General features: G+C 64.6%; 24 protein-coding genes and 2 pseudogenes. 1 reads left to right on the forward strand and 25 read right to left on the reverse strand.

Annotated features, from left to right (window positions below):
* Position 1 precedes the first annotated feature (1 nt).
* The 11 genes from AB4136_RS03095 to phnG all read right to left on the reverse strand — a co-directional run bounded on the left by AB4136_RS03095 (position 2) and on the right by phnG (position 8862).
* Positions 2-709, reverse strand: a complete 708-nt coding sequence (locus AB4136_RS03095; protein WP_024927019.1) for a DUF1045 domain-containing protein — start codon at positions 707-709, stop codon at positions 2-4.
* Complete coding sequence (gene phnE, locus AB4136_RS03100; protein ID WP_024927020.1) at positions 709-1527, reverse strand: phosphonate ABC transporter, permease protein PhnE; 819 nt, start codon at positions 1525-1527, stop codon at positions 709-711. The genes AB4136_RS03095 and phnE overlap by 1 nt, the downstream gene beginning before the upstream one ends.
* A gap of 76 nt (positions 1528-1603) precedes the next feature.
* A complete protein-coding gene (gene phnD, locus AB4136_RS03105) occupies positions 1604-2596 on the reverse strand; it encodes a phosphonate ABC transporter substrate-binding protein (protein ID WP_024927021.1) in 993 nt (330 codons plus the stop codon).
* Positions 2597-2621: 25 nt separating this feature from the next.
* A complete protein-coding gene (gene phnC / locus AB4136_RS03110) occupies positions 2622-3479 on the reverse strand; it encodes a phosphonate ABC transporter ATP-binding protein (RefSeq protein ID WP_024927022.1) in 858 nt (285 codons plus the stop codon).
* Between the two features lie 107 nt (positions 3480-3586).
* On the reverse strand, positions 3587-4285 hold the full coding sequence (locus AB4136_RS03115) for a DapH/DapD/GlmU-related protein (protein ID WP_024927023.1): 699 nt from the start codon (positions 4283-4285) through the stop codon (positions 3587-3589).
* Positions 4286-4287: 2 nt separating this feature from the next.
* Positions 4288-4995: a phosphonate C-P lyase system protein PhnL gene (gene phnL, locus AB4136_RS03120; protein ID WP_024927024.1), complete on the reverse strand. Its 708-nt coding sequence runs from the start codon at positions 4993-4995 to the stop codon at positions 4288-4290.
* A 9-nt stretch (positions 4996-5004) separates the two neighbouring features.
* Positions 5005-5763, reverse strand: coding sequence for a phosphonate C-P lyase system protein PhnK (gene phnK / locus AB4136_RS03125; protein WP_036254231.1), 759 nt, complete (start codon positions 5761-5763; stop codon positions 5005-5007).
* 53 nt (positions 5764-5816) lie between these two features.
* Complete coding sequence (locus AB4136_RS03130) at positions 5817-6698, reverse strand: alpha-D-ribose 1-methylphosphonate 5-phosphate C-P-lyase PhnJ (RefSeq protein ID WP_024927026.1); 882 nt, start codon at positions 6696-6698, stop codon at positions 5817-5819.
* The gene (locus AB4136_RS03135; protein ID WP_024927027.1) at positions 6695-7798 is read right to left on the reverse strand and encodes a carbon-phosphorus lyase complex subunit PhnI; all 1104 of its coding nucleotides are present in this window, start codon (positions 7796-7798) and stop codon (positions 6695-6697) included. Before AB4136_RS03135 ends, AB4136_RS03130 begins: the two co-directional genes overlap by 4 nt.
* Positions 7799-7801: 3 nt before the next feature.
* Positions 7802-8413, reverse strand: a complete 612-nt coding sequence (phnH, locus tag AB4136_RS03140) for a phosphonate C-P lyase system protein PhnH (RefSeq protein ID WP_024927028.1) — start codon at positions 8411-8413, stop codon at positions 7802-7804.
* Positions 8413-8862 (reverse strand): phosphonate C-P lyase system protein PhnG, encoded by a 450-nt coding sequence (phnG, locus tag AB4136_RS03145; RefSeq protein ID WP_137901938.1) that lies wholly within the window; start codon positions 8860-8862, stop codon positions 8413-8415. Before phnG ends, phnH begins: the two co-directional genes overlap by 1 nt.
* 82 nt (positions 8863-8944) lie before the next feature.
* Between phnG and phnF the strand changes: the two genes are divergently transcribed.
* A complete protein-coding gene (gene phnF / locus AB4136_RS03150) occupies positions 8945-9709 on the forward strand; it encodes a phosphonate metabolism transcriptional regulator PhnF (protein WP_373426391.1) in 765 nt (254 codons plus the stop codon).
* Positions 9710-9760: 51 nt separating this feature from the next.
* Here phnF and AB4136_RS03155 read toward each other — a convergent pair whose 3' ends face one another.
* The 14 genes and pseudogenes from AB4136_RS03155 to AB4136_RS03220 all read right to left on the reverse strand — a co-directional run bounded on the left by AB4136_RS03155 (position 9761) and on the right by AB4136_RS03220 (position 24898).
* Positions 9761-10582, reverse strand: a complete 822-nt coding sequence (locus AB4136_RS03155; RefSeq protein WP_024927031.1) for a carbohydrate ABC transporter permease — start codon at positions 10580-10582, stop codon at positions 9761-9763.
* The gene (locus tag AB4136_RS03160; RefSeq protein ID WP_024927032.1) at positions 10579-11466 is read right to left on the reverse strand and encodes a carbohydrate ABC transporter permease; all 888 of its coding nucleotides are present in this window, start codon (positions 11464-11466) and stop codon (positions 10579-10581) included. Before AB4136_RS03160 ends, AB4136_RS03155 begins: the two co-directional genes overlap by 4 nt.
* A 54-nt stretch (positions 11467-11520) precedes the next feature.
* Positions 11521-12849: an extracellular solute-binding protein gene (locus AB4136_RS03165; RefSeq protein ID WP_024927033.1), complete on the reverse strand. Its 1329-nt coding sequence runs from the start codon at positions 12847-12849 to the stop codon at positions 11521-11523.
* A 1-nt stretch (position 12850) separates the two neighbouring features.
* Positions 12851-14340, reverse strand: a pseudogene (locus AB4136_RS03170) (putative N-acetylmannosamine-6-phosphate 2-epimerase).
* A 137-nt stretch (positions 14341-14477) separates the two neighbouring features.
* Entirely contained in the window at positions 14478-15224 is a 747-nt protein-coding gene (locus tag AB4136_RS03175) for a GntR family transcriptional regulator (protein ID WP_024927034.1), read from the reverse strand.
* A 198-nt stretch (positions 15225-15422) separates the two neighbouring features.
* Positions 15423-16106, reverse strand: coding sequence for a class II aldolase/adducin family protein (locus AB4136_RS03180; protein WP_024927035.1), 684 nt, complete (start codon positions 16104-16106; stop codon positions 15423-15425).
* A 109-nt stretch (positions 16107-16215) separates the two neighbouring features.
* Positions 16216-16534, reverse strand: a pseudogene (gene rhaM / locus AB4136_RS03185) (L-rhamnose mutarotase).
* Positions 16535-16587: 53 nt separating this feature from the next.
* Positions 16588-17877, reverse strand: coding sequence for an L-rhamnose catabolism isomerase (gene rhaI, locus AB4136_RS03190; RefSeq protein ID WP_024927036.1), 1290 nt, complete (start codon positions 17875-17877; stop codon positions 16588-16590).
* A gap of 192 nt (positions 17878-18069) precedes the next feature.
* On the reverse strand, positions 18070-19176 hold the full coding sequence (locus AB4136_RS03195; RefSeq protein ID WP_024927037.1) for an autoinducer 2 ABC transporter substrate-binding protein: 1107 nt from the start codon (positions 19174-19176) through the stop codon (positions 18070-18072).
* Positions 19177-19239: 63 nt separating this feature from the next.
* Positions 19240-20184, reverse strand: a complete 945-nt coding sequence (locus tag AB4136_RS03200) for an ABC transporter permease (protein ID WP_024927038.1) — start codon at positions 20182-20184, stop codon at positions 19240-19242.
* Positions 20185-20194: 10 nt separating this feature from the next.
* Positions 20195-21199 carry an ABC transporter permease gene (locus AB4136_RS03205; RefSeq protein ID WP_137901934.1) on the reverse strand — a complete coding sequence of 335 codons (1005 nt, stop codon included), beginning with the start codon at positions 21197-21199 and terminating at the stop codon, positions 20195-20197.
* The gene (locus tag AB4136_RS03210) at positions 21196-22710 is read right to left on the reverse strand and encodes a sugar ABC transporter ATP-binding protein (RefSeq protein ID WP_137901933.1); all 1515 of its coding nucleotides are present in this window, start codon (positions 22708-22710) and stop codon (positions 21196-21198) included. The genes AB4136_RS03205 and AB4136_RS03210 overlap by 4 nt, the downstream gene beginning before the upstream one ends.
* Positions 22707-24125 (reverse strand): FGGY family carbohydrate kinase, encoded by a 1419-nt coding sequence (locus tag AB4136_RS03215; RefSeq protein WP_137901932.1) that lies wholly within the window; start codon positions 24123-24125, stop codon positions 22707-22709. The genes AB4136_RS03210 and AB4136_RS03215 overlap by 4 nt, the downstream gene beginning before the upstream one ends.
* Positions 24122-24898: a DeoR/GlpR family DNA-binding transcription regulator gene (locus tag AB4136_RS03220; protein ID WP_137901931.1), complete on the reverse strand. Its 777-nt coding sequence runs from the start codon at positions 24896-24898 to the stop codon at positions 24122-24124. Before AB4136_RS03220 ends, AB4136_RS03215 begins: the two co-directional genes overlap by 4 nt.
* Positions 24899-24959 lie beyond the last annotated feature (61 nt).

Here is a 24959-nt window from a genome sequence, read left to right on the forward strand (position 1 = left end):
CTCAGGCGGACTTTCTGGTTTCGAGCGGCCGCAGCCGCCGGTAGGAATGCACGGTGAAGGGCGCGCCGGGCTCCGGCTCCACGAACAGTGCCAAGCCCTCCACGGGGAACGGGCGCGCGGTGAAGGGCGTGAAATGGCTTTCCAGAACCGGCAACACGCGCGACAGCGTCTCGGCCGGCAGCCGCTCGGTCAGCGTCATGTGGAAGCGGAATTCGTCCATCACATAGGGATAGCCATGGCGCCTGAGATAGGCGGCCTGGCGCGGGGTGAGGCCCGATGGATTGCGCCGCTCGATCTCGGCTTCCGACAGCGGCGCCCTGACCGACGCGAAATGCAGGACAGCGTCGGCGGCGAAGGCCGCGAGCTGGTATTCCGGCGCCGTCGGCAACAGCGCCAGGAACGACCCCAATTGCCCGACCCGAAGCCTCTCGATGCTGAAGGGTGCCGTCTGCCGGCAGAAACGCTCGAAGCTGAGCTCGAGCTCAGCCAGGCCAACTCCATCGGCCAGCTGAAACGGCGCCACGATGGTGCCGTGGAAACCGTAGCGGCACGGGTCGCCGACGAGCCCGGCGATTTCGTGAGCCGGCAAACCGTTGAATGAGGGTGTCTCGCGCTTTTCGCCTGAAAACGCGTCGCGTCCCAGCCAGTCGCCGGCGGTTTGCGTCAGTGCATCGTCCTGCGGAGGGGTGAAATAGACGGCGTAGCGCATCACAGGAACAACTTGCGCAGCTGCTGCGAGATGACGTCGATCAGCGACACCGTGACCAGCATGATGATGAGCATGGCGGCCGCTTCGGGATAGTAGAAGCCGCGGATGGATTCAAAGAGCACCTGGCCGATGCCGCCAGCGCCGATGACGCCGAGCACGGTGGCTGCCCGCACGTTGGATTCGAAGCGATAGAGCGCAAAGGACAGCCACAGCGGCAGAACCTGCGGCACCACGCCGAAGACCACTTCCTGCAGGCGCGTGGCGCCGGTGGCGCGGATGGCCTCGACCGGACGCGGATCGATCGCCTCGACGGCTTCCGAAAACAGCTTTGCGAGGATGCCGGTGGTGTGGATGAACAGCGCCATGACGCCGGCGAACGGGCCGAGGCCGACGGCGACCACGAACAGCACCGCATAAACGAGCTCGTGGATCGAACGGAACATATCCATCAGGCGCCGAACCGGCTGGACGATGTACCAGGGCGCCATGTTGGAAGCGGACAGGATGCCGAAGGGAACCGCCAGCACCGCCGCGAGGAAGGTGCCCCACAGCGCGATCTGGATGGTGACCAGCATTTCCTGGAAATAGTAGCGCCATTCGCCGAAATTCGGCCGTGCGAAGCCTGAGGCGTATTGCGCCATGTTGCCGGCGTCGGTGAAAAGATAGGTCCAACGGGACATCTCGGCCGGCGCCCAGCTCCAGATCAGGAGCAAGGCCAGGCTGATCCAGGTGACGGCGGTCCAGGCGTCGCGGGTCCAGTCACGCCCGACCTCGGGACGTGGTTTGGTGGCTTCGCCAATATGGGTCGATTGCGTCATCGTGGTACTCGCTGGGCACGCCGGCCGATGAGCCGGCCGGCGTTGGGGTTGAGGCTATCGACGGCCCTGAGGCCGATCAGCTCTGGCCGTTGGCCTTGATCTTGGCTTCGTAGCCGGCCTTCTCGGCTTCGATCTTCGCGATCTTGGCCTTCTTGTCGGCTTCGGAGAGATTGGCGTCGGCTTCGACCTTGGCCTTGGCCTTGGTCAGTTCCATCACGCGGATCGGCAGGAGCTGGTCGTTGGTCGAGGCGTGGAACGGCGCCCACTGCAGGCCGGCCAGAACCGCCTTCTCCTTGGCGACGTCGCCCTTCGACTTGTCGGTGCCGTAGGTCAGGATGAAGTTCTTGATCTTGTCCTTGGCTTCCTTGGGCAGGTCCTTGCGCCAGACCAGCGGATCGGACGGGATCAGCGGCGACTTCCAGATGATCTTGATCTTCTTGAAGGCTTCCGGCTGGTTCTTCTCGATGAGGGCCATGTTCTCGGTGTTGTTGGCGGCAGCGTCGAGCTGGCCGTTGGCAACGGCCATGGCGTTGGTTTCATGGTTGGCGTTGGTCAGCGTCTTGAAGCAGGCCTTCGGGTCGATCTTGTTGGCGGCGAACACGAAGGTGGTCGGCACCAGGAAGCCGGAGGTCGAGTTCGGGTCGCCGAGGCCGAAGTTCAGCGTCTTGTCGCACTTCAACAGGTCTTCGACCGTGTTCAGCTTGCTGTCCTTCGGCGCCAGGATCAGCGACCAGTAGCCGGGATTGCCGTCGACGGAGACGGTCTGGGCGAAGATCTCGCCGTCGGCGCGATCGACGGCTTCCATGGCCGACTTGTTGCCGTACCAGGCCATCTGCACCTTGCCGAAGCGCATGCCTTCGATGACGCCGGCATAGTCGGACGCGAAGAACGGCTTCACGTCGAGGCCGGTTTCCTTCTTCATGTCGGCGAGGAAGGGTTCCCATTTCGGCTTGAGGTTCTGCTGGGACTCGGTCGAGATGATGCCGAAATTGACTTCCTCGGCATAGGCGGCACAGGTCAGAGTGAAGGCGATCGCCGTGGCGGCGATGGCCTTGAGCACAATGTTCATGTCAACGTCTCCTGTTGGGTTCTTGTCAGGCGAAGGCCGGCGCCAGGTCCGGGCTCTTGGCGGTTGCAGGTTCCGGCTGGGTGTAGTCGGGCACGAAGTCCGGAACAGCTTCGGGCAGGATCAACTCTTCGGAGTTCGAGCCGTAGAGTTCGACCAGCGTCTTGTGGGTGAGCATGGTGGATGGGCCATCGAACACGACGCGGCCGTCCTTCAGCGCAATGGTGCGCGGGCAATAGCGGCGCGCATATTCAACCTGATGCAGCGATACCACGCAGGTGATGCCGTTCTCGCGGTTGACGCCGGCCAGCACTTCCATGACACGGCGGGCCGAGGACGGGTCGAGCGAAGCGATCGGCTCGTCGGCGAGCAGGATGTTCGCGCGCTGCACCAGAGTGCGGGCGATTGCCGCACGCTGCTGCTGGCCGCCGGACAATGTCGAGGCGCGCTGCCAAGCGACTTCCGGAATGCCGACCTTGGCCAACGCCTCGCGAGCCAGCCGCTTTTCCTCGGAAGAGAACAGGCCGAGCGTGCCGCGCCAGACCGGAATGCGGCCGAGATTGCCGACCAGCACATTGGACAGGACCGACAGCCGGCCGACCAGATTGAACTGCTGGAAGATGACGCCGATGTTGCGCCGAAGGTCACGCGCGCCGTTCGACAGGCGGCCGTTGGCCTGCAGGCCCGCGCCGAAGATCTCGATAGTGCTCGAGCCCGACTGGCCGGTCTCCAGCCCGCAGATGTGACGCAGCAGCGTCGACTTGCCGGAGCCGGAAGCGCCGATCAGCGCCACCATCTCGCCCTTGGCGATGTCGATGGAGACATTGTCGAGCGCGCGCTTCTTGCCGAAGGCTTTCGACAGGTTGCGTACGGAAATGGCGTTCATGAAATCGCTCCTGCTTCGGGCCTCGGCCCTGGAGTGGTCGTCGATGCACGCATGTTGCTTGCCGTGGCTCAGCCTCCGGCCTGCGGCCGAAGGCGCGCCCAAATTCGTTATCCGGTTACCGCTTCTCGATGACGGTCGGATGTACCGTTCATGTCAGCTCCATGACCATTCACGGATATCTGGTGGCCGGACCGGCCTTCATACCGGTCGAGGAACGCCTCGGCGCTGAGATCACGGAAATCGTCGAGCGCGGCGCGCAGCGCGGCATGGTCCCAGTCCCACCAGGCCAAAGCCTGCATGCGCCGAGCGACGTCGACGGGAAAACGCTCGCGGATAAGCTTAGCCGGCACGCCGCCGACGATCGTGTAAGGCGCGACATCCCTGGTGACGACGGCTCCGGAGCCGACCACCGCACCATCGCCGATGGTGACGCCCGGCAGGATGGTGGCGCCATGGCCGATCCAGGTGTCGTGGCCGATCGTCACCCGGCGGGCGCGGCGGGCGGCAAAGAAGTCGTCCTCGTGCGCGGCATCCTCGAAATAGTCGCCGGCGCGGTAGGTGATGTGATGCAGCGTGGCGCGCGACATCGGATGATGGGTGGCGTTGATGCGCACAGAGGCGGCGATGTTGGCGAACTTGCCGATCGTCACGCACCAGGTCTGGCCGTTCGGCATGATGTAGGAGTAGTCGCCGATCTCGGTCTCGACTAGACGGCAGCCCTCCGCCACTTCGGTGTAGCGGCCGAGCGTGCAGTTCTCCAGCTGCGCGGTCGGGTCGATCAGCGGCGTTTCCGACAGGCGAGTCATGGTCAGGCGGCCTTTTTGTCGGGCGCGAAACCGGTCACGTCGATGATGACGTCGGCCACGGCATTGCGCACGTCGGTGTCGTGGAAGATGCCAAGCAAGGCCACTCCGGCCTGCTTCTTCTCCGCGATCATGTCGACGACCACGGCGCGGTTGGTCGCGTCGAGCGATGCAGTCGGTTCATCGAGCAGCAGCACCGGGTGCCCGATGATGAAGCCGCGTGCGATGTTGACGCGCTGCTGCTCGCCGCCGGAGAAGGTTGCGGGCGGCAGAGCCCACAGGCGTTCCGGCAAATTGAGACGGCTCAGCAATTCGCCTGCCCTGTCGGCGGCCTTGCGGCGATCGGTGCCGCGTTCCACCATCGGTTCGGCGACGATGTCGAGCGCGCTGACCCGTGGCACGACACGCAGGAACTGGCTGACATAGCCGATGGTTTCGCGGCGAATTTCGAGCACGGTGCGCGGCGCGGCCGATGCCAGATCGACGATTTGGCCGCGATGCAGGATCTCGATGCCGCCTTCGTTCACGGCGTAGTTGCCGTAAAGCATTTTGAGGATCGAGCTCTTGCCGGCGCCGGACGGGCCGCCGAGCACGGCGCATTTGCCGCCTTCCAGCACAAATGCCGCGTCCGCGATCACCGGCAGCTCGATGCCGCCGCGCAGATGCATGATGAAGGTCTTGCCGAGACCGGAAACGGTAAGCACAGGAGCCATGATCGCGCCTCAGACTTGCAGGATCGAAGAAACGAGCAGTTGCGTGTAGGGCGCCTGCGGATCGTCGAGCAGACGGTCGGTGAGACCATGTTCGACGACGCGGCCGTCCTTCATCACCATCATGCGATGCGACAAAAGGCGGGCGACGGCGAGGTCGTGCGTGACGATAATGACGGCGAGACCGAGATCGTGGACGAGGCCGCGCAACAGGTCGAGCAGGCGCGCCTGCACCGAAACGTCGAGGCCGCCGGTCGGCTCGTCCATGAAGACCAGGCGCGGCGCGGTGACCAGATTGCGCGCGATCTGCAGTCGCTGGCGCATGCCGCCGGAGAAGGCGCGCGGCTGGTCGTCGATGCGGTCGGCATCGATCTCGACGCGGCCGAGCCAGTCGGTGGCGGTGGCGCGGATATTGCCATAGTGGCGGTCGCCGACCGCCATCAGCCGCTCGCCGACATTGGCGCCGGCCGAAACCGTCATGCGCAGTCCGTCGGCCGGGTTCTGATGCACGAAGCCCCAGTCGGTGCGCAAAAGCAGGCGCCGCTCCGCTTCACCCAGCCCATAGAGGTCGCGCATCTCACCATCGCGCATGCGGTAGGACACTGTGCCAGCGCTTGGCGGCAGGCGGGTCGAGATGCAATTGAGCAGTGTCGTCTTGCCGGAGCCGGACTCGCCGACGATGGCCAGAACCTCACCCGGCCAGATATCAAAATTGACATCCGCGCAGCCGATGCGGGCGCCGTAGTGCTTGCTGACCGACCTGACCGACATCAGCGGCAGGTCGCCGACCTCGACATTCGGCTGGTCGATATTCACAGCGACGTTCATGACAGGGCCTCACCGGAGAGTTCGCCGCGATGGCCGTCGGCCCGGCGGCTTTCGCAATGGTCGGTGTCGGAGCAGACGAACATGCGTCCGCCGCGATCGTCGAGCACGACTTCGTCGAGATAGACCTGCTCGGCGCCGCACAGCGCGCAGGGCTTGTCGAAACGCTGAACCTCGAAGGGATGATCCTCGAAGTCGAGGCTGACCACCTCGGTGTAAGGCGGCACGGCGTAGATGCGCTTCTCGCGACCAGCGCCGAACAGCTGCAACGCTTCCGACATATGCATCTTGGGATTGTCGAATTTCGGCGTCGGCGACGGGTCCATCACATAGCGGCCCTCGACCTTGACCGGATAGGCATAAGTGGTGGCGATATGGCCATTCTTGGCGATGTCCTCGTAGAGCTTCACATGCATGAGGCCGTATTCTTCCAGCGCATGCATCTTGCGGGTTTCGGTCTCGCGCGGTTCGAGGAAACGCAGCGGTTCCGGGATCGGCACCTGGTAGACCAGCACCTGGCCTTCCTTCAGCGGGGCTTCCGGAATGCGGTGGCGGGTCTGGATGATGGTGGCATCGCCGGTGCTGGTCGTCGTCTCGACGCCCGCGACCTTCTCGAAGAACTTGCGGATGGAGACGGCGTTGGTGGTGTCGTCGGCGCCCTGGTCGATGACCTTCAGCACATCGTCGGGGCCAAGGATCGACGCCGTCACCTGCACGCCGCCAGTGCCCCAGCCATAAGGCATCGGCATTTCGCGACTGGCGAACGGCACCTGGTAGCCTGGCACGGCGATCGCCTTCAAGATGGCGCGCCGGATCATGCGCTTAGTCTGCTCGTCGAGATAGGCGAAGTTGTAGTTGGATGCCTGGGTGTGCGCGTTCATTCGGCGGCCTCCCTTGTTTCAAGAGCCGCCTCGCGCTGCTCGTATTCGGCGCGCATGGTGCGAACCAGACCGAGCTCGGCCTGGAAGTCGACATAGTGCGGCAGTTTCAGATGTTCGACGAAGCCGGTGGCCTGGACGTTGTCGCAATGCGACAGCACGAATTCCTGGTCCTGCGGCGGCGCGACGATGTCCTCGCCCAGTTCCTCGGCGCGCAGCGCGCGGTCACACAGCGACATCGCCATCGCCTTGCGCTCGGATTGCCCGAAGACGAGGCCGTAGCCGCGCGTGAACTGCGGCGGCGCCTTGGCCGAACCCTTGAATTGGTTGACCATCTGGCATTCGGTGACCTGGACGCGGCCGACCGGCACGGCGAAACCGAGCTCGGGCATGAACATTTCGACATCGACCTCGCCGATGCGAATTTCACCGGCAAAGGGATGGCTGCGGGCATAGCCGCGCTGGGTCGAATAGCCGAGCGCGAGAAGGAAGCCCTCGTCGCCGCGCGACAGCGACTGCAACCGCATGGCGCGCGACATCGGGAATTCGGTCGGGGTCTGGTTGATGTCGCCGGGCTCCAGCGCCGCATCAAGGACATCGTCCTCCTCGATCAGGCCTTCCTGTCCCAGAATGTCGGCGACGCGCGCGATGGGCTCGGCGGCCCCGGTGCGCAGGATGCCGCTTTCGATTTCGGGATCGCCTTCCAGCTCTTCATCGAGCAGACGGTGCGTGTAATCGAAGGTGGGCCCAAGCAGTTGTCCGCCCGGCAAATCCTTGTAGCAGGCCGACACGCGCCGCTCGACCAGCATGGCGCCGGTGTCGACCGGTTCGCTGTGGCCGAAGCGCGGCAGCGTGGTGCGGTAGGCGCGCACCAGGAAGATCGCCTCGATGAGGTCGCCACGCGCCTGCTTGACGGCGAGCGCTGCCAGGCGGCGATCGTAGAGCGAACCTTCACTCATCACCCGGTCGACGCCGATGGTCAGCTGTTCGGCGATCTGGTCGAGCGTAAGCGCGGGCACGGTCCTGTCGCCACGGCGGCGGTCGGCCAACAGGCGATGGGCATTGTCGATGGCAACTTCGCCGCCCTTGACTGCAACATACATCGATCAGCCCTCCATCTCGACGAGGCGCGCCGAGCGCGGCAGGCAGGCGATGGCATCGCCCGCGGTGAGGATCAGGTCGACGCCGCGCGGGAAACGCTTGCGATTGGCGCTCCACTGATGGGCGAAGTCCTTTGGCAGGCCGCGCGGCGCGAGCGTTACGCGGTCGCGGATGCCCGGCCCTTCGAAGGTTAGCGGCGCGCCACCTTCGAGGCTCGGCAATTGCAGGATCAGCGTCGCCGAACGGTCCGGATATTCCTGGCTGCCTTGGGCGAAACGCTCCAGGGCCGGCATGGTGGTGGGAGCGCCGACGAGGGCGAAAGCGACGTCGTCGCACGTCGCCATCTCACGGGCGCCGGTGTGGAAGGCGAGCCAGGAGCGCAGGGCCGCGCTTTCGGCCAGCGCGGCATCCAGCCAGAACGGCGTGTCGGCATCGATCAGCGCGCAGGCGATGGCGCCGGCCGCACGGCCGAGCGGCGAAGGCGGTGTCACCACGGCATCCACCTTGACGATGGTGGCGGGTCGCGCCATCGCATCCATCACGGCGCGAAAGACGGACTGGGCATTGAGGACCGGATCGGAGAACCCGCCTTCGAGGGCGATCGCTTCGCTCAACATCAGTCTTCTCCGCGAACCATGGTGAAAAAATCGACGCGGGTCGCCGCCGTCTCGAGACGACGCGTCTCGTCGGCGGCGTCGAGTTCGCGCCGCATCGGAGCGATCAATTCGGCATCGATACGCGCGGCCGTTGCCGCGTTGCGGCAGAGCGCGTCGATGATCGCCGAAAGCCTGGCCTTCGTCGGATCGCGGCCTAACGCCATGGCATGGCCGACCGAGCCGTCCTCCAGCTTGATGCTGGCGCGGGTGACGGTCGCCTCGCCGACATTGAAGGGCTCGCCGGTGCCGCCGACGCGGCCACGCAGCATGACCAGGCCGGCTTCCGGCCCACGCAACGGCGTATGGACCGGCTGCAGCCCGAGTGTCGCCCACAGCGCGTTCAGCCTTGTCGTGCTGCAGCGCGCCAGCACCGCCATGCGGTCCCGTCTCGCGGCTTGATCGGCATCCATTTTCATAGCGACCTCAAATTTGTCTATTGATCTAGACAACTAGATATCTTAACTTGTCTTAGCTCCGTTGGATGACGGGCAGATGACAGCAATCGCAATGGAGGGGGATTTGGCGAAATCAGCGCTTCACCGCGGCGTCGGCGTGGCGCTGTGGCGGCAGATCGGCGACGAGATCCGACGCGGCATCGGCGCTGGCCTCGAAGACGAAAACGGGCGCTTGCCGCCCGAGGCCGAACTCGCGGCCCGCTTCGGGGTGAACCGACACACGGTGCGCGCGGCCATCGCCGCCCTCATCCACGAAGGCGTACTCCGGAGCGAGCAGGGTCGCGGCACCTATGTGCGGCGGCAGAAGCGGCTCACCTATCCGATCGGCGCAAGGACGCGCTTTTCCGCTGGGCTGGAGGGCCAGGTGCGCGAGCGGCAGATCGAACTTCTCGGCCATACCCATGAACCGGCCACGGCAACCATCGCCACGGCGCTCGACCTTCGACCCAGCGAGGACGTCATTCGCCTGGAAATGCGCGGCCTGGCCGACGGGGTGCCGGTATCGCGCTCCACCGCCTGGTTTCCCGCCGCGCGGTTTCCCGACATCGCCTCATACTTCGCGGAAAAACACTCGATCACCGAGGCGCTCGCGCTGTCCGGCATCAACGACTATCGCCGCGCCTCGACGACGATCGAGGCAAGGCACGCCGACGACACCGACACACGCGACCTCAAGCTTTCGCCCGGCGCCATCGTGCTGGTCGCGCGCGGCATCAATGTCGACGGCGACGGCAGGCCGATCCAGTATTCGCAGACCCGTTTCTCGGCCGACCGCGTCGAGCTGACGGTAAGCGCCGGGTGAGACCGGCCGGTCAGCGATCCGCATGGTGCGACAACACCGTCGACCGCCGTCTCAGCCCTTGACGGCGCCGGCGGTCATCGAGCCGCTGATCTGCCGGTACATAACCAGGCCGAGCAGCACCGGCGGCAGCGCACCGACGACCATGACGGCGGAGGCCACGCCCCATTGCACGCCGCCGCCGCTGGCGGCGAAGAAGAAGGAGGCGCCGACGGTGATCGGGACGGCTTTCGAGGTGGTGAGCATCAGTCCGAACAGGAATTCGTTCCAGGCCGTGATGAAACCAAAGATCAGGCTGGTGACGATGGCGGGACGGCAGACCGGCGCCAGGATGCGCAACAGGATCTGCGTGCGGCTGGCGCCGTCCATCAACGCGGCTTCGTCAAGCTCGGCCGGTATGTCGCGAATGGCGTTGACCAGGATGACGAGAGCCAGCGGCAGGTTGACGATGGCCAGGATCAACCCGAGGCCCAGCCGCGTGTCGAGCAGCGCCAGCCACTGGAACATCATGTAGAGCGGGATGGCGAAGATGATGAGCGGCACGGCGCGCAGATTGACGATGAGCGGCAAAAGCGTGCGCTCGCCGACCTTACCCCGGGCAATCGCGTAGGCGGCCGGCAGGGCCAGCGCCACGGCAAGCCCGGTGCCCAGCAGGGCGACCGCCATGCTGTTTGCCAGGTAGAGGAAGATGTTCAGCCGCTCCGACACGTGGAAGACGGTGAGGTAGTTGTCGAATGTCGGCGCGCGGACCCACAGACCCGGATTGGTGGAGAGTTCGCGGGCGCTCTTGAACGAGGTGACCAGCGTGACCAGGATCGGAAAGTTCATGGCAAGCGCGGCGATCGCGAAAACGATCCAGCGAAGGGCGGCGATCATCGGGCGGCTCCCTTCCGGCGTCCGGCAAAGGCGTTCAAGCCATAGAGGACAGCGAACGACACGACAAACAGGATGACCGACGCAGCGACCGCCTTGCCGATGGCGCCTTGCTTGAAGAAGGCCTCGTAGATGTAGATCGACAGCGAGGCCGTGGAACCGCCCGGTCCGCTGCCGGTCAGCACATAGACATTGTCGAAGACGCGGAAGCCGTCGATGAAGCGAATGAGCAGCGCGACAGCGATGGTGGGCAGCATCAGCGGCAGCTCGATATACCACAACCGCTCCAGCCGGTTGGTGCCGTCCATGGCGGCCGCTTCGACGACATCGGTCGGGATGGCCTGATAGGCCATGTAGAACAACAAAAGCGCGAACGGCGTCCACTGCAGCGTTTCGACGACGATCAGCATCCAGAAGGCCGAGCCCGGTCCCAGGAAGGAAAAACTCGCGCCGAAATAGGCCCACAGATAATAGGGCACCGGACCGACGAACTCGTGCAGCACCAGCCGGTACATCAGGCCGACGAGCGCCGGCGCCACCATCAGCGGCAGCATCAGGATGGCGAGGAGCCAGCTGCGCTTTTCGATGAGCGGCGAAAGAAAGATAGCGAGGAACAGGCCGAGCGCGCATTCGAGCAGAGCGGTCAACAGGCCGAAGCGCAGCGAAAACCAGGTCGCCCGCCAGAAGGCGCCGTCGCTCCACACAGAGACGAAGTTGGAGAAGCCGGTGAGGCGCGGCTGGCGCAGAGTTTCGAAGGAAACCTCGGACAGCGAATAGACGAGGTTGACGACGGCGGGGAAGCCCAGGAACACGAGCAGGAACAGCACCAGCGGGGTCGCCAGCAGCTTGAATTCCGAGGATTGGGCGCGTTGCGTGAGCGTGGTCATCGAACCGGTTTGTCCCGGCGACGGCGGCGGACGGGCCGCCGCCATCGGCCCTGTTTATTTGAGGAGTTCGGCCATGCCCTTCTCGGCATTCTTCAGCGCATCGTCGATGCTCTGCTGGCCGGACCAGTAGCCGGTGAATTCCTTGGCCTGCAGTTCATAGACCGTGAGCGCCTTCGCCGAGGTTCCGCCGGTCATGACGTAGCCGTACTTGCCGGCATAGTCGCCGAGCTTGACGAGATCGGGACGCTCCTTGGCCACTTCGGAAACCACTTCCGGGGTCAGCGCCGGCGCGCCGCTGTTCCTGGCGTAGATGAGTGCTGCTTCCTTGGACGACAGCCATTTCAGGAACGCCCTGGCACCGTCCTTGTTCTCGGCATTCTTGTTGAGGCCGAAGCCGAGGCCGTGAATGTGGGTGAAGCGCCCGGCGGGCCCGGTAGGCGGCGCGATGGTTTCGGTCGCCTCGGCGACGGCCGGCGACTTCTCCTTGCTGGTCAGATCGCCGGCGGCTGCGTTCCACTGCAGCATCGCCGCCACCTGGCCGGAGGCATAGGCGGCATTGGCCTCCGCGAATTCATAGGAGAGCGAATCGCGCGGCGTGGCGCCGTTGTCGTAGAGCAGCTTGTAGATCTCCAACCCCTTGCGATAGGCGTCGGAATTGACAGTGATCTTGCCGCTGGCGTCCATCCAGTCGCCACCATAGGCACGCGGCACCGACTGCCAGATCATGATGTTGAACAGGAGGTTCTTCAGCTGCAGGACAGTGCCGTAGCGGGTCGGGCTGTCGGGGTTCACGGCCTGGGTGAAGTAGAGCGCTGTCGCGGCGTAGTCGTCCCAGTTCCACTCGTCCGGAGCCTTGGGTTGCAGTTTCTTGCCCAGCAGCTTTTCGGAAATCTCGCCATATCTGGCCTTGGCGGCATCGTCCTTCAGCAAGGCGTCGATCAGGTCCTTGCGATAATACATGAAGTGCAGCGACAGGTCGGTGGGCACGCCAAACTGCTTGCCGTCGAACTGCATCGTCTTCAGCACGGCGTCGCCATAGACCGACTTCGCCTCCCCGGAGAGTTCGACCGGCTCCATGAAGGGCGCGTAGCGGCCGATCGAGTAGGTGGCGAGCAGATTGACGTCGAAAGCCTTGGAGCCGGCGGCAAGGTCTGCCTGCAGCTTGTCCCAGAAGCCGTCGCGGTTGAAGAACAGAAGTTCGACCTTGTCCTTGTCGGCGACGCCGGCCTTGGCATTGTAGGCGTCGGCCGCGGCGCGCAGCGCGGTCTCCTCGGGACCGCCTGGCCAGCCCAGCACGGTCACCTTGGCGAAGGCCGGGCTTGCCAGCAGGCTGGCGACGAGGGCCGCCAGAAGGCCGCCCTTTCTGATGGTTGCGAATGTCATTTCAGTTTCCTCCCGATTGGTCTTCTTGGTTTGAAAGGCTGGCGATGCCGACGACACCCGCGCTTTCGCCGAGCGTGGCGGCATGGAGCTGCGGCATCAGCCGCAGCGGCAGGCTGGAAAGTGCCGCGCGCACGGCTTCCAGATAGCCGGGCGCCAGCCCGATGCCGCCGCCGATGACGATGCGCCTTGGGTCGAGCGCGACCTGGAGGTTGCGGCACAGGACCGCGGTGCGGCCGGCCGAGGTGGTAACAATGCTCTTTGCCCAGTCGTGGGTGCCTGCCGCCTCGAAGACGTCGCGCGCCGTGGCGCCCGGCAGATAAGCCGCCGCCTCGGCCGCCATCCAGCGGCCGGTCACGCTGTCCTCCAGCGTGCCTGCCGCCTCGTCCAGGCCGCGGAACTGGCCAAAATTTCCGGCCATGCCTCCGAGCAGGCGGCCATTGACGACGATGCCGCCGCCGATGCCGGTCGAAATGGTGAGGAACACCATATCGACGCCCTGCCCTGCTCCGTATGAATACTCGCCCCAGGCGGCAGCCTGGGCGTCGTTGGCGGCCAGCACCGCGTCGCGGCCGCTGAGGCGCCTGACGGATGCGACCAGCGGGAAGCGGTCGGGGATGTCGAGGGTGCGGCGATTGAGCGGCGACCAGAGCCCGTCATCGACAACGCCGCTGACGGCGACGCCGACCTTGCGATAGCGCCCCCGCCATGCCGAGATTTCGCCGAACAGCGCGGCAAGCCATTCGTCCGGATTGCCGCCGGCCGGTGTCGGCATTCTTGACGTTTCGACGACCTCGCGGCCCGCGACAAGCGCGGCCAGCATCTTGGTGCCGCCGATGTCGAGCGCCAGGACCGTCTCGGCTTCGCTCACGGCCATCGGGCACCCGCCTTGGCGACGGTTTCATCGAGGGCGGCGCGGAACCAACCGGTGACATGCTCAGGCCGGGTGATGGCCGAGCCGACGACCACCATCGAGGCGCCAGCGACCAGCGCCTGCGAGGCCTGTTTCGGGGTGCGGATGTTGCCTTCGGCAACCACATAGGGGGTCAAGCGGCGCATCGCACCGATCAGCGCGAAATCGGGTTCGGTCGGCTCGACCGAGCCGGTATAGCCGGCAAGGGTGGAACCAACGATGTCGGCACCTTCCGCCAGCGCCTGCTCAGCGTCGGCGATGATGGAACAATCGGCCATGGCCAGCCGACCCCGCGCATGAATGGCGTCGACCAGTACCCTGGTGGCAACCGGGCGCGGGCGTTGGGTGGCGTCATAGGCAATGATGTCGGCGCCGGCGGCTGCCAGCGCCTCGACATCTTCCAGCCATGGCGTGATGCGCACCGAGCTGTCGTCAAGGTCGCGCTTGATAAGGCCGATGATCGGCCGCGGCGTCGCCTTGCGCACGGCGGCGACATAATCGGCGGATTCGACACGCAGACCGGCGGCGCCGCCGTCGATGGCAGCGAGCGCAAAGCCGACGACCATCACCGCATTGTCCATCGCACCGCCCTTTACCGGCTGGCACGAGACGATCAACCCGCTCTTCAGGGCCTGGATATCAATCGGCACGCTGGCACTCCCTCGATGGGAACACGGTAGCAATATAAGACCAGATTGCAACAGGCTTTAAACTGGTATTATCGCGTCAGCTCGATGACGAAATCGTAGACGTCGCCGCGGTACTTGGTCTGGGTGAATTCGACGATCTGGCCGTCGGCAAGGAAACAGCGGCGCTCCATGATCAACAGACTGGCGTCCTCGGGAATTGCCAGCAGCCGGCGCTCCTCTTCGCTGGCGGGCTTCGCCTGCATGCGCTGGAGCGCGCGCATCGGACGCGCGCCATTGGCTTCGAGATAATCGTAGAGCGAGGCCTGGATCGCGAGCGGATCCGGCACGAAGCGCGCCGGCAATGTCGCCGTCTCGATGGCGATGGGGGTGTTGTCGGCGGTGCGCAGACGGGTCAGCCGCACCACCTTCTCGCCGGCCGAAATGCCCAGCGCCATCATTTCCACCGGCGAAGGCCGCGAAATCACACGCGAAATCCACACGCAACCGGGCTCGAGCCCACGCGAACGCATATCCTCCGAGAAGCTGGTCATGGTCGCCAGCGACTTCTCCACCCGCGAGGCGACGACGGTCTTGGCGCCCTGGCGTCGGTCGAGCAGGCCGTCGGCGACGAGGCCGTCGATCGCCTTGCGCACGGTGACGCGCGAAATGCCGAGCGCATCGCAAAGCACGCGCTCGCTGGGAGTGACGGCCCCGCGCTTGAGGCGGGCCGCGCCAATCGCTTGTTTGAAGGCATCTTCGAGCCGGCGGTAGAGCGGTTCGCCGCTCTCACCCGCCAGTGCAGCAGCCAGAAAATCGAGGATCGCCTGATCGCCCATCGGAACCATCCACTTCGAGACAGCACCTTTATGCAGAATTTTTTTCAGGTGTTAAACTGGTATTGTTCTTATCCGACCGTAATTTGCGAACGGACCGCGTGAAAGGCACGTGGCCTGCCGAGCTGGCTTCAAGCAAACGGGTGATGGACGTCATGGCGGCGCCGACGAGAATAGCGGCAGCGCCGGCGAACCTGCCCGTCAGCCGCCCCGGGCACGGGCGGCGTCGTTGATGCCTTCGGCATCGGGGGCCAGGCCATAACTCATCTTGCGCATCTGCTCGATCACGCGGGCCATCTCGTCGTCGGGCAAGACGGGCGGCTCGCCCAGGGTCAGCACCTGGACATACATGCGCGACAGGGTTTCAACCTCGATGGCCAGCCACAGCGCCGCCTCCAGCGTCGCGCCCAGCGATATCTGGCCGTGCTGGCCGAGCAGGCAGGCAAGCCTCCCCTCAAGCGCCACCAGCGCATGGTCGGACAAGGCCTGCGTGCCGAACGTCGCGTATTTGGCGCAGCGGATCGTCGAGCCGCCGGCAACGCCGGTCATGTAGTGGAAGGCCGGGATGGTCTTGTAGTGGCAGGCCAGCGTGGTGGCGTAGACCGAATGGCAATGCAACACGACGTTGATATCGCCGCGCGTCTTCAGGATATCGCGGTGGAAGCGCCATTCCGATGACGGCCGGCGCCCGGCATAGGTGCCGTCGAAATCCATTTCGACAATGTCTTCGGGCACCATGGTTTCATAAGGCATGCCCGACGGGGTGACGAGAAAGCCGTCACCAGCGCGCAGCGAAAGATTGCCGGCCGTGCCCTGGTTGATGCCGGCGGCATTCATCCGACGGCAGATTGCCACCATCTCCTTGCGCAGCGCTGCATCCTTCATCGTATCGGCCTTTCATTTTCTGCTGTCGGCACCGGAAAGACTTCGCGGCATCGGCCTTCGTTGTTGTGGTCGCGGCATGCAGGCACCCCGCGGTGGTTTCGACACGCTCTCACGCCATGTGGAAGACGTTGTCGAGCGGCACGACGACGGGCTGATTGCGCGCGTCGTAGAGCATGATGTCGGCCATGAAATCCCACCAGCGGCGGTTGATCTCGGTCTCGGGCAACTTGTCCATGGTGTTGTTGTCGGCCAGCAAAAGCGTCGCGAAGAGATGGTTGGTTTTCGGGATCGAGCCAGATCGAATAGTCCGAGATGCCGGCGTCGCGCAGCGCCTTGGCGAGTTCCGGCCAGATCTCGTCATGCCGCTTCTTGTATTCGGCCGCCTGCCCGGGATTGAGCACCATCCGGAAGGCGATGCGCTTGGACATGATCAGGCTCCCGATCGAGATTTCGCATACAAAGACACCCCGCGGCCGCCGCGTCAGACGATGCCCCCACCGCCAGACGCGACGGCCGGCCGCTCCACCGCCGCCTTGCGGCGGTAGCCGCTGGCGCGGTAGGCAGCGACGGGGTCGATGGCCCCGCCACGGTTGAAACGAGCCATGGCGAGGATCGGCTCGACATCGGTGCGGTAGGCGGCTTTCAGCGTCTGCGTGGCCATCAAGGCGTCGTTGCCGTCCTGGAACGCCGCCAGCGCCTTGCGGTCGACCAGCAGCGCCGCCGCATAGGCGCGCTGCACCTCGACCGCCGACAGCATCAGGCTCTCGATCGGATCGGTGACGTTGTGGCTCTGGTCGAGCATATGCGCGGGGTTGAACCCGTCGACGCCGGAGAGTTCGGCTTCGACCAGTTCGTTGAAGACGAGAAACAGCCGGTAGGGATCGATCGAACCGGCGTCGAGATCGTCATCGCCATATTTGCTGTCGTTGAAATGAAAGCCGCCCAGTTTGCCGAACTGGATTAGCCTGGACACGATCATCTCGATGTTGACGTTGGGCGCATGGTGACCGAGGTCGACCAGACAGAAAGCCTTCGGCCCGAGTTCGCGGGCGATGATGTAGTTGGTGCCCCAATCCTGCACGACGGTGGAATAGAAAGCCGGCTCGTACATCTTGTGTTCGGTGAACAGGCGCCAGTCCGGCGGCAGCTGCGCGTAGATCGCCTTCATCGAATCCAGATAGCGCGTGAAGGCCTGGGCGAAATTCACCTGGCCTGGAAAGTTGGAGCCGTCGCCGATCCACACCGTCAGCGCCTTCGAACCGATTTCCCTGCCGATCTCGATGCATTCGATGTTGTGGTCGACCGCCTGCCGGCGAACGGCCGCGTCGGCATGCGACAGCGAGCCGAACTTGTAGGAAAGCTTCTGGTCGGCGGTGTCCGAGAAGGTGTTGGAGTTCATAGCGTCGAAGCCGAGGCCGAAGCGCGAGGCCGCCTGTTTCAGGCGCCGCGGATCGGCCTTGTCCCACGGAATGTGCAGCGAAACGGTGGGGGTAGCGCGGGTGAGCTGCTGGATGACGGCGCAATCCTCGATCTTGTCGAAGACGTCGCGCGGCTCGCCTTCGCCCGGAAAGCGCGCGAAACGCGTGCCGCCGGTGCCGACGCCCCAGGACGGGATGGCAACCGCGAAGGCCTCGGCCTTGTCCAAAATTTCGGCGATGGCGATGCCGCGGCGGTCGAGCTGCTCGCCAAGCGCGGCATAATCGGCGCGCAAGGCCCGCTCACGCGCGGCATTGCTCGCCTCGACCGCATCGGCGTCGATCATCATTTCCATGCCATCCTCCTCGATCACCGCTTGCAGGCCGGTTAGAGCGCCGCGCGTCCAATTGGACGCGCAAAGGACGCTCTGGCACTTTTTATCTGCTGCATCGTGCCTACCGAAAATCGATTCCGATTTTCTGGCCGATGCAGTAACCGCGCCGGCCTGAAGCCGGCGCGGAAGGGGGGCTATCGTCCCCGCTCAACCTCAGAAGTCGAAGTTGTTGATGTTGTCCTTGGTGAACACGGTGGGCGCGCCAAGCAGGATTTCGGAGCCGTTGATAACCGAGAGATCACCCAACTTGCCCGCTTTCACCGAGGTGGCGCCTGCGGCCAAGGTACCGTCGGCCGTCGCGCGCAGCACATAGGCGGCCGCATAACCGAGATCGACCGGGTTCCACAGCACCACCGACTTCACGCAGCCGGTCGAGACATAGGGCTTCATCGCATTTGGCGTGGCGAGACCGACCACGGCAACCTTGCCGCACTTCTTGGCCTGGGTGACCGCGTCGGCGGCGGCAGGCGTCGCAACGCTGGTCATGCCGAAGACGCCCTTGAGCTCATCGCCATATTTGTTGAGCAGCGTGTTGGTCTGGTTGAAGGAGAGGATGTTGTCCTCCTGTGCCTCAACGGTTTCCAGCCACTTCATCTTCGGATGGCACTTGGCCTGATAGGCCGCCATTTCGGAAATCCAGCGCGCCTGGTTCGGCGTGGTGAAGGTGGAAGTGACGATGGCGAAGGCACCATCCTCGCCGGCTTCCTTGGCCATGGAATCGACCATCGCCTTGGCGATGCCGTTGAACTCGGCCTGGTTGACGAACCACTGGCGGGCGTCCGGCGTCGAATTGGCGTCGTAGCCGACGACATTGATGCCGGCGGCGAGCGCCTTCTTCAGCACCGGGGCGATGGCGACCGGGTCGTTGGCGGCAAACAGGATGCCGTCGACGCCGGAGGTGATGTAGTTGTCGATCAGCGTGATCTGGTCGTCGATATTGGCCTTGCTCGGACCGTCGGTCTTGGCCTCCATCGAGCCCATTTCCTTGGCCGCGTCGGCGATGCCTTTCGACGTGGCGTTGAAGTAGCCGATGCCGACGAGTTTCGGCACATCCACAACTTTCAGCGTCTTGCCCTTGCGGTCCGGCGCATTGGTCGGTTTGCCGCCATCGTAAGGCTTGGAAGCCACCTTTGCCGGCGTTGCATCGCAGGCGAGAGGGTTGGTCGGCAATTCGTCGCCGCCGGTCCACGGCGACTGGGCATGGCTGAGGCTTGTCGAGAAGGACAGAGCCAGGAGTGCGGGAAGCACTATTTTACGCATTTCATCCTCCAATTGTTCGTCCGGACACTGATGAGCGGCAGTGAAGGACGCTTCTCCCTTGTTTTATCGAGTGCCGCTCCTCTCGAAGAGGTTGCTGGCGAGGATCGCCAGGATGAGTACCGCGCCGATGAGCATGATGGTGCCGTCGCCCTTGACGCCGGCGAGCGACAGACCGTTCTTCAACGCCTGGATCAGGCAGAGGCCGATCATGGTGCCGACGACGGTGCCGCGACCGCCGAAGATCGAGGTGCCGCCAAGCACGACGGCGGTGATGGCATCGAGCTCGATGCCGGTGCCCATATCGGAGCGCGTGGTCGAGACGCGCGACACGAAGATCACCCCGGCGACGGCGGCGGCGAAACCCGAGGCGGTGTAGAGCGCGAGCTTCGTCCTCTCCACCGAAAGGCCGGAAAACCGGCTGGCGACTTCGTTGGAGCCAATGGCGTAGACCGTGCGGCCCCAGCGCGTATAGGCCAAGATGATGGAAGCGACGACCGCTGCCGCAGCCAGGATCCAGAGCTGGGTCGGAACGCTCAGCACCTCGCCCTGACCAAGAACATAGAACCAGTCCGGATAACCGCGAACCGAGCGCGCCTGGCTGATGCCTTCCGCAAGACCACGATAGAGCGCCAATGTCGCCAGCGTCGCGATCAACGGCGGCACGCCGAAACGGGTGATGATGGCACCATTGACGAAACCGGCCAGCGTGCCGACCGCGATCGCGGCCGCAGCAGCGGCAGGCAGCGGCATGCCGACATTCTGCCAGAAGACGCCGGTCAGGATCGCGGTCAGCCCAAGGATCGAGCCGACCGAAAGATCGATCCCACCGGTTGCGATGACGAAGGTCATGGCGATCGCGATCAACCCGATCTCGGTCATCAGCCGGCCCTGGTTGAGCAGGTTGGAGACGGTGAAGAAACGGTCCGACTGGAACGACAAGACGATCAGCACGACGACCAGTAGCAAAGCCAGGAACGTTTCGTGACGGATCAGGGATCTGAGGTTCATCCGGCCATCCTCATATCCGGCTACGACGGCGCAGCATGTCGGCAAGCACGGTTGCCAGGATCAGCAGGCCGATCACCGCGCGCAGCCAATAGGCCGAAACATTGACGAAGATCAGCGCCGAGCCGATCGTGGCGAACAGGATCGTTGCCAGCGTCGAACCGATGACGGTTCCGGAGCCACCGAGGATCGACACGCCGCCGATGACGGCGGCGGTGATGACGGTGAGTTCGAGATTGGGCGGCACGGTGGACTGGATCACCTGCAGCTGCGTGGCGAACAGGATCGTGGCCAGCCCGGCAAAGGCGCCATGGATGACGAACACCGCAACGGTGCGGCGCTCGACCGGGATGCCGGTGGCGAGCGCTGCTTCCGCATTGCCGCCAATGGCATAGAGCGAACGCCCGAAGGCCGAGAAGCGCATCCACAGGGCGGCGAGAACAGTGAGGACGACCATGGTGACGAGCGGGACCGGCAGGCCGAACACGTCTTTCTGCGCGATCAGGAAATCGGGCGGCAGGTTGGTGATCCAGGTGCCGCCGGTCACGCTGATCAGACCGCCGCGCAGGATCGACAGCGCGCCGAGCGTGACCACGATGGATGGGATGCGCGCATAGGCGACCAGGACGCCTATCATCGCGTTGACGGTCATGCCGACCAGGACGGGCGCCAACCATGCCACCCAGACAGGATAACCGGCGACCGCAAGCGTGCCGGAAATCGTCGCCAACACCCCAATGAGCGCACCCACCGACACGTCGATATGGCCGGTGACGATGACCATCGCCATGCCGATGGCGGCGACCGCGATATAGGCGTTGCCGGAGAAGATCGTGGTCAGGTTGTTGGCGCTGACAAAGCGTGGATTGACCAGCGTCACCACCGCGAACAACGCGACGATGGCACCGAGCACGACCAGCTCCTGGCCGTAGTCCGAGAACAGGCGCCGGAGGAACCCCGGTCTCTGCACGCCAGAAACCGGCCGGGTCGGCGGAAGGTCGACGGCGGTTGTCATCATGCCGCCTCTCCAGCCCGGTGCGCGGTCATCGCCATGCCGACCCGTTCCGGCGTGGCGTCGGCCCGGGCGATCTCGCCGGTGATGCAGCCGCCGCTGATCACCAGGACGCGGTCGCTCATGCCAAGCACCTCCGGTAGTTCGCTCGAGATCATCAGGATGGCCACCCCCTGCTTCACCAGCTCGCCCATGATGGTGTGGATTTCCGCCTTGGCGCCGACATCGACACCGCGCGTCGGTTCATCCAGGATCAGCACCTTGGGACTGGTCTCCAGCCACTTGGCGATCACCACCTTCTGCTGATTGCCGCCGGACAATTCGCCGACCGGCTGGCCGATGTTGCGGCAGCGGACGCTGAAGCGTTTCACCGCCGCGAGCGCGCGCTGCGCTTCCTCGCCGGCCTTGATGAAGATGCCTGTCGAAAGGTGTTCGATCGACGCCATCGAGACGTTCTTGCGGATGGCCATCTGCTTCACCAGCCCCTGCTGGCCGCGGTCCTCCGGCACATACGCGATGCCAAGGTCGCGCGCCTGGCGCGGCGACGTGATGCGCACCGCCTTGCCCTCGAGGATGATCTCGCCCGAGGTCGCCGGCGTCATGCCGAACAAAGTGAGCGCGAGTTCCGTGCGGCCGCTGCCGACCAGGCCGGCGACGCCGAGGATTTCGCCACGCCGCAGGGAAAAGGAAATGTCGCGGACATGCCGGCCATGATTGAGGTTCCTCACCTCCAGCACGGTGTCGCTGATAGCGGCTTCGGCCTTGGGGAACAGGCTGTCGATCGGTCGGCCAACCATCATGGAAACCAGCTTCGCTTCGTCGACCTCGCCGATGTCCCTTGTGCCGACAAAGCCGCCGTCGCGCAGCACGGTGACGCGGTCGGCCAGAGCGAATATCTCGGACATGCGATGGCTAACATAGACGATGCCGACGCCGCGCCCGCGCAATTGGCGCACCACCGCCATGAGGCGCTGCACATCCGAATCCACCAGCGAAGCGGTCGGCTCGTCCATGATCAGGATACGCGCATTCTTGGAGAGCGCCTTGGCGATCTCGACACGCTGGCGCTGCGCCACCGATAGCGTGAGCACCTTGGCGTCGACGTCGAGGTCGAACGTATCGAGCTGGTCGAGCAGCGCGCGCGTGCGTGCCCTCACCTCGCCCCAGTCAATCCAGCCGCCCGGCCGGCGCGGATAGTTGCCGAGGAAGACATTCTCGGCGACCGTCAGTTCGGGAAACAGCAACAGCTCCTGATAGACGGTGGCGATGCCGGCGGCCGAGGCGTCGCGCGTGGAGGCGAATTTCACCTGCCTGCCGTCGACCGTGATGGTGCCGGCATCGGGCGCATAGAGGCCCGACATCATCTTGATCAGGGTCGACTTGCCGGCACCGTTCTCGCCAAGCAGCGCATGCACTTCGCCCGGACGCACGTCGAAACTGACATCCTTCAGCGCCTTCACGCCGACGAAGGATTTCGACATGCCGGCGAGGCTGACATAGGGGGCAACCGCGTTCATGCGCCCGCTCCTCTTGCGCCATGCCCGCTGCGCAGGTCCGCACGCGCGGCCGCGCGGGCCTGGTCGGCCAGTTCGCGCCAGCGGTCGCGATAGGTTTCGAGACCGGATACCCGGCTTGCTACAATGGGGACGGTCTCGTCCCGGAATGGCGACCGCCCGAGCGCCTTGAAGGCGAGTGCGGCGGCACCCGTGGCGGAGCCCTCGCTCATCGTCGAATGAACGACCGTCTGCCGGTGGCGCAACTGCGCCAGCATGGCGGTGAGCAGGTCGATCTTGGCCAGACCGCCGTCAACGACAAGCAGATTGTCGGAATGGATCAGGTCGAGCGACAGGTCCGTCATCATCAGCACATAGAGTGCTGCCACCGCGGCACGTTCCTCTCCTTCCACCTCGCCGCCGACGATGTGGCCCCTGATCTCAGGAAACGGTCCGCCTGCTGCCCAGGACGGCATGGCGAAGATGCCGCGCGCCATGACACGCTCGACCGCCTCCTGCGAGATCGGCCGATTCCAGCCGTCGCTGATCAGATCATATTCCCTGCCGCCCATGAAACGCAGCGAAGGCGCCGGTTCGCCGTCGACCGTGACGTTGGCGATCATGTCGCGCTCGCGGTCGAGGGCGCCCAGCGGACAGTCGAGATTGATGATGATGACCCAGGTGCCGGTCGAGACCAGGGTGAAACCCGTCAGTCCGGTCATGCGGTAGTAGGCGAGCGCGGCGTTGGAATCGTGCACGCCGTTGTGAACTGAGATCGACCGGCTTGTGCCATCGGCCAGCTCGATCCTGGCCTCGCCGATGACGGCGCCGGCCGGCGCGATCTCGGAGAATTTCTCGCGCCAGCCCAGCCGGTCGACCAGCGAGGAGAAGTCGCGTTTCAAGGGCGCCCAAAGCTGGCTGTGCGCACCGAGATAGGACCATTCCGCGAGCGGACGACCGGCGAAGCGCCAGCCCCAATATTGCGGATAGCAGAGGATCGCCGCGGTGGCGGCAAATGTTTGCGGCTCTTCCGTCGCCAGCCAATAGATGTGGCGGGCGATGGAAAAACCCAGCGGCAGCCAGGGCGTGTAGGTCTCCGAATAGTCCGGCAGCATCGGATCGATGATTTTGGCGATCGGCTGCGGGATTTCCTGCTCGTAATCCAGGATCGGGTGCAAAAGCTCGGTGCCGCGCACGAGCGCGAAGGCGCAGCCATGCGCGGAAACCATCATGCCGCCGACATCGTGCGCGGCGACGACTTCGGCGAGTTCCGCGCTCATCCAGGTGAACAAGCGATCGTCGTCGAGCACGTTGCGCCCGCGAAACGGCTTCCAAACCGGCTTGGTGCGCCGCTCGTCCAGCAGCGTGCCATCGGGCGCGAACACGAACAGTTTCGAGTTGGTTTTGCCAAGGTCGAAAACCGCAAGCGCTCCGCTCATGCAAGCCACCCATTCGGGGCAATGCGCAGCGCGATGCCCGCCGCCTCCAGCATCTTGGCGTGCTGGTCCGACAAACCGTCGTCGGTGATCAGCATGCCGACGCGCGACAAAGGCAGCGCGACATGACGGGCATGGATGGAAAACTTGCGGCTGTCGGCCAGCACGATGACCTGGTCGACATTGTGGCTCAATTCCTGGATGGCCCGCACCATCAGCGGGTGCGATTCCAGAAGGCCGTCGGCACTGATCCCTTGCGCGCCGACAAACAATTTCGATGCGAAGAAATTCGCCGGCTGTGACGGTGAATAAATCACGCCCGGTTCGCGGTGGAGCTCACCGCCGGCGATGGTCAAGCTGCATTTGCCGTGCTCGCCGAGATAGGCGGCGAGCGGCATGGAACTGGTGAAGAGGCGGATGTTGCGGTCGGCAAGCTTGACGCCGAGGTGATAACAGGTCGAGCCGCCATTGACGATGACTGTATCGCCATCGACCACCAGGGTCGCGGCGAGATCGGCGATCTGGCGCTTTGCATCGACGGCAAGGTCGCGGTTTTCATCATAAGGACGCGCAAACGCCGGCGCCTGGGCGGAACCCTCCAACGCGGAGACGCCGCCATAAACCTTGCGCGCTCCGCCGGACAGGTCGATCTTGTCGATGTCGCGCCGCACCGTCGCGGCCGACACGCCGAGACGCTCCTGCAGCTCGCGCACCGACGCAAAGGGCCGATCACGCAAAAGCTCGATGATCTGCCGCTGGCGGACCAAATCGTTCAAGCCAAATCCTCCCGTGACACCAGAAACTAGGTGTCATGAGCTAAGTTACGCAAATCAGACA

The organism is Mesorhizobium sp. 2RAF21, assembly GCF_052115345.1.
Classification (GTDB): Bacteria; Pseudomonadota; Alphaproteobacteria; order Rhizobiales; family Rhizobiaceae; genus Mesorhizobium; species Mesorhizobium terrae.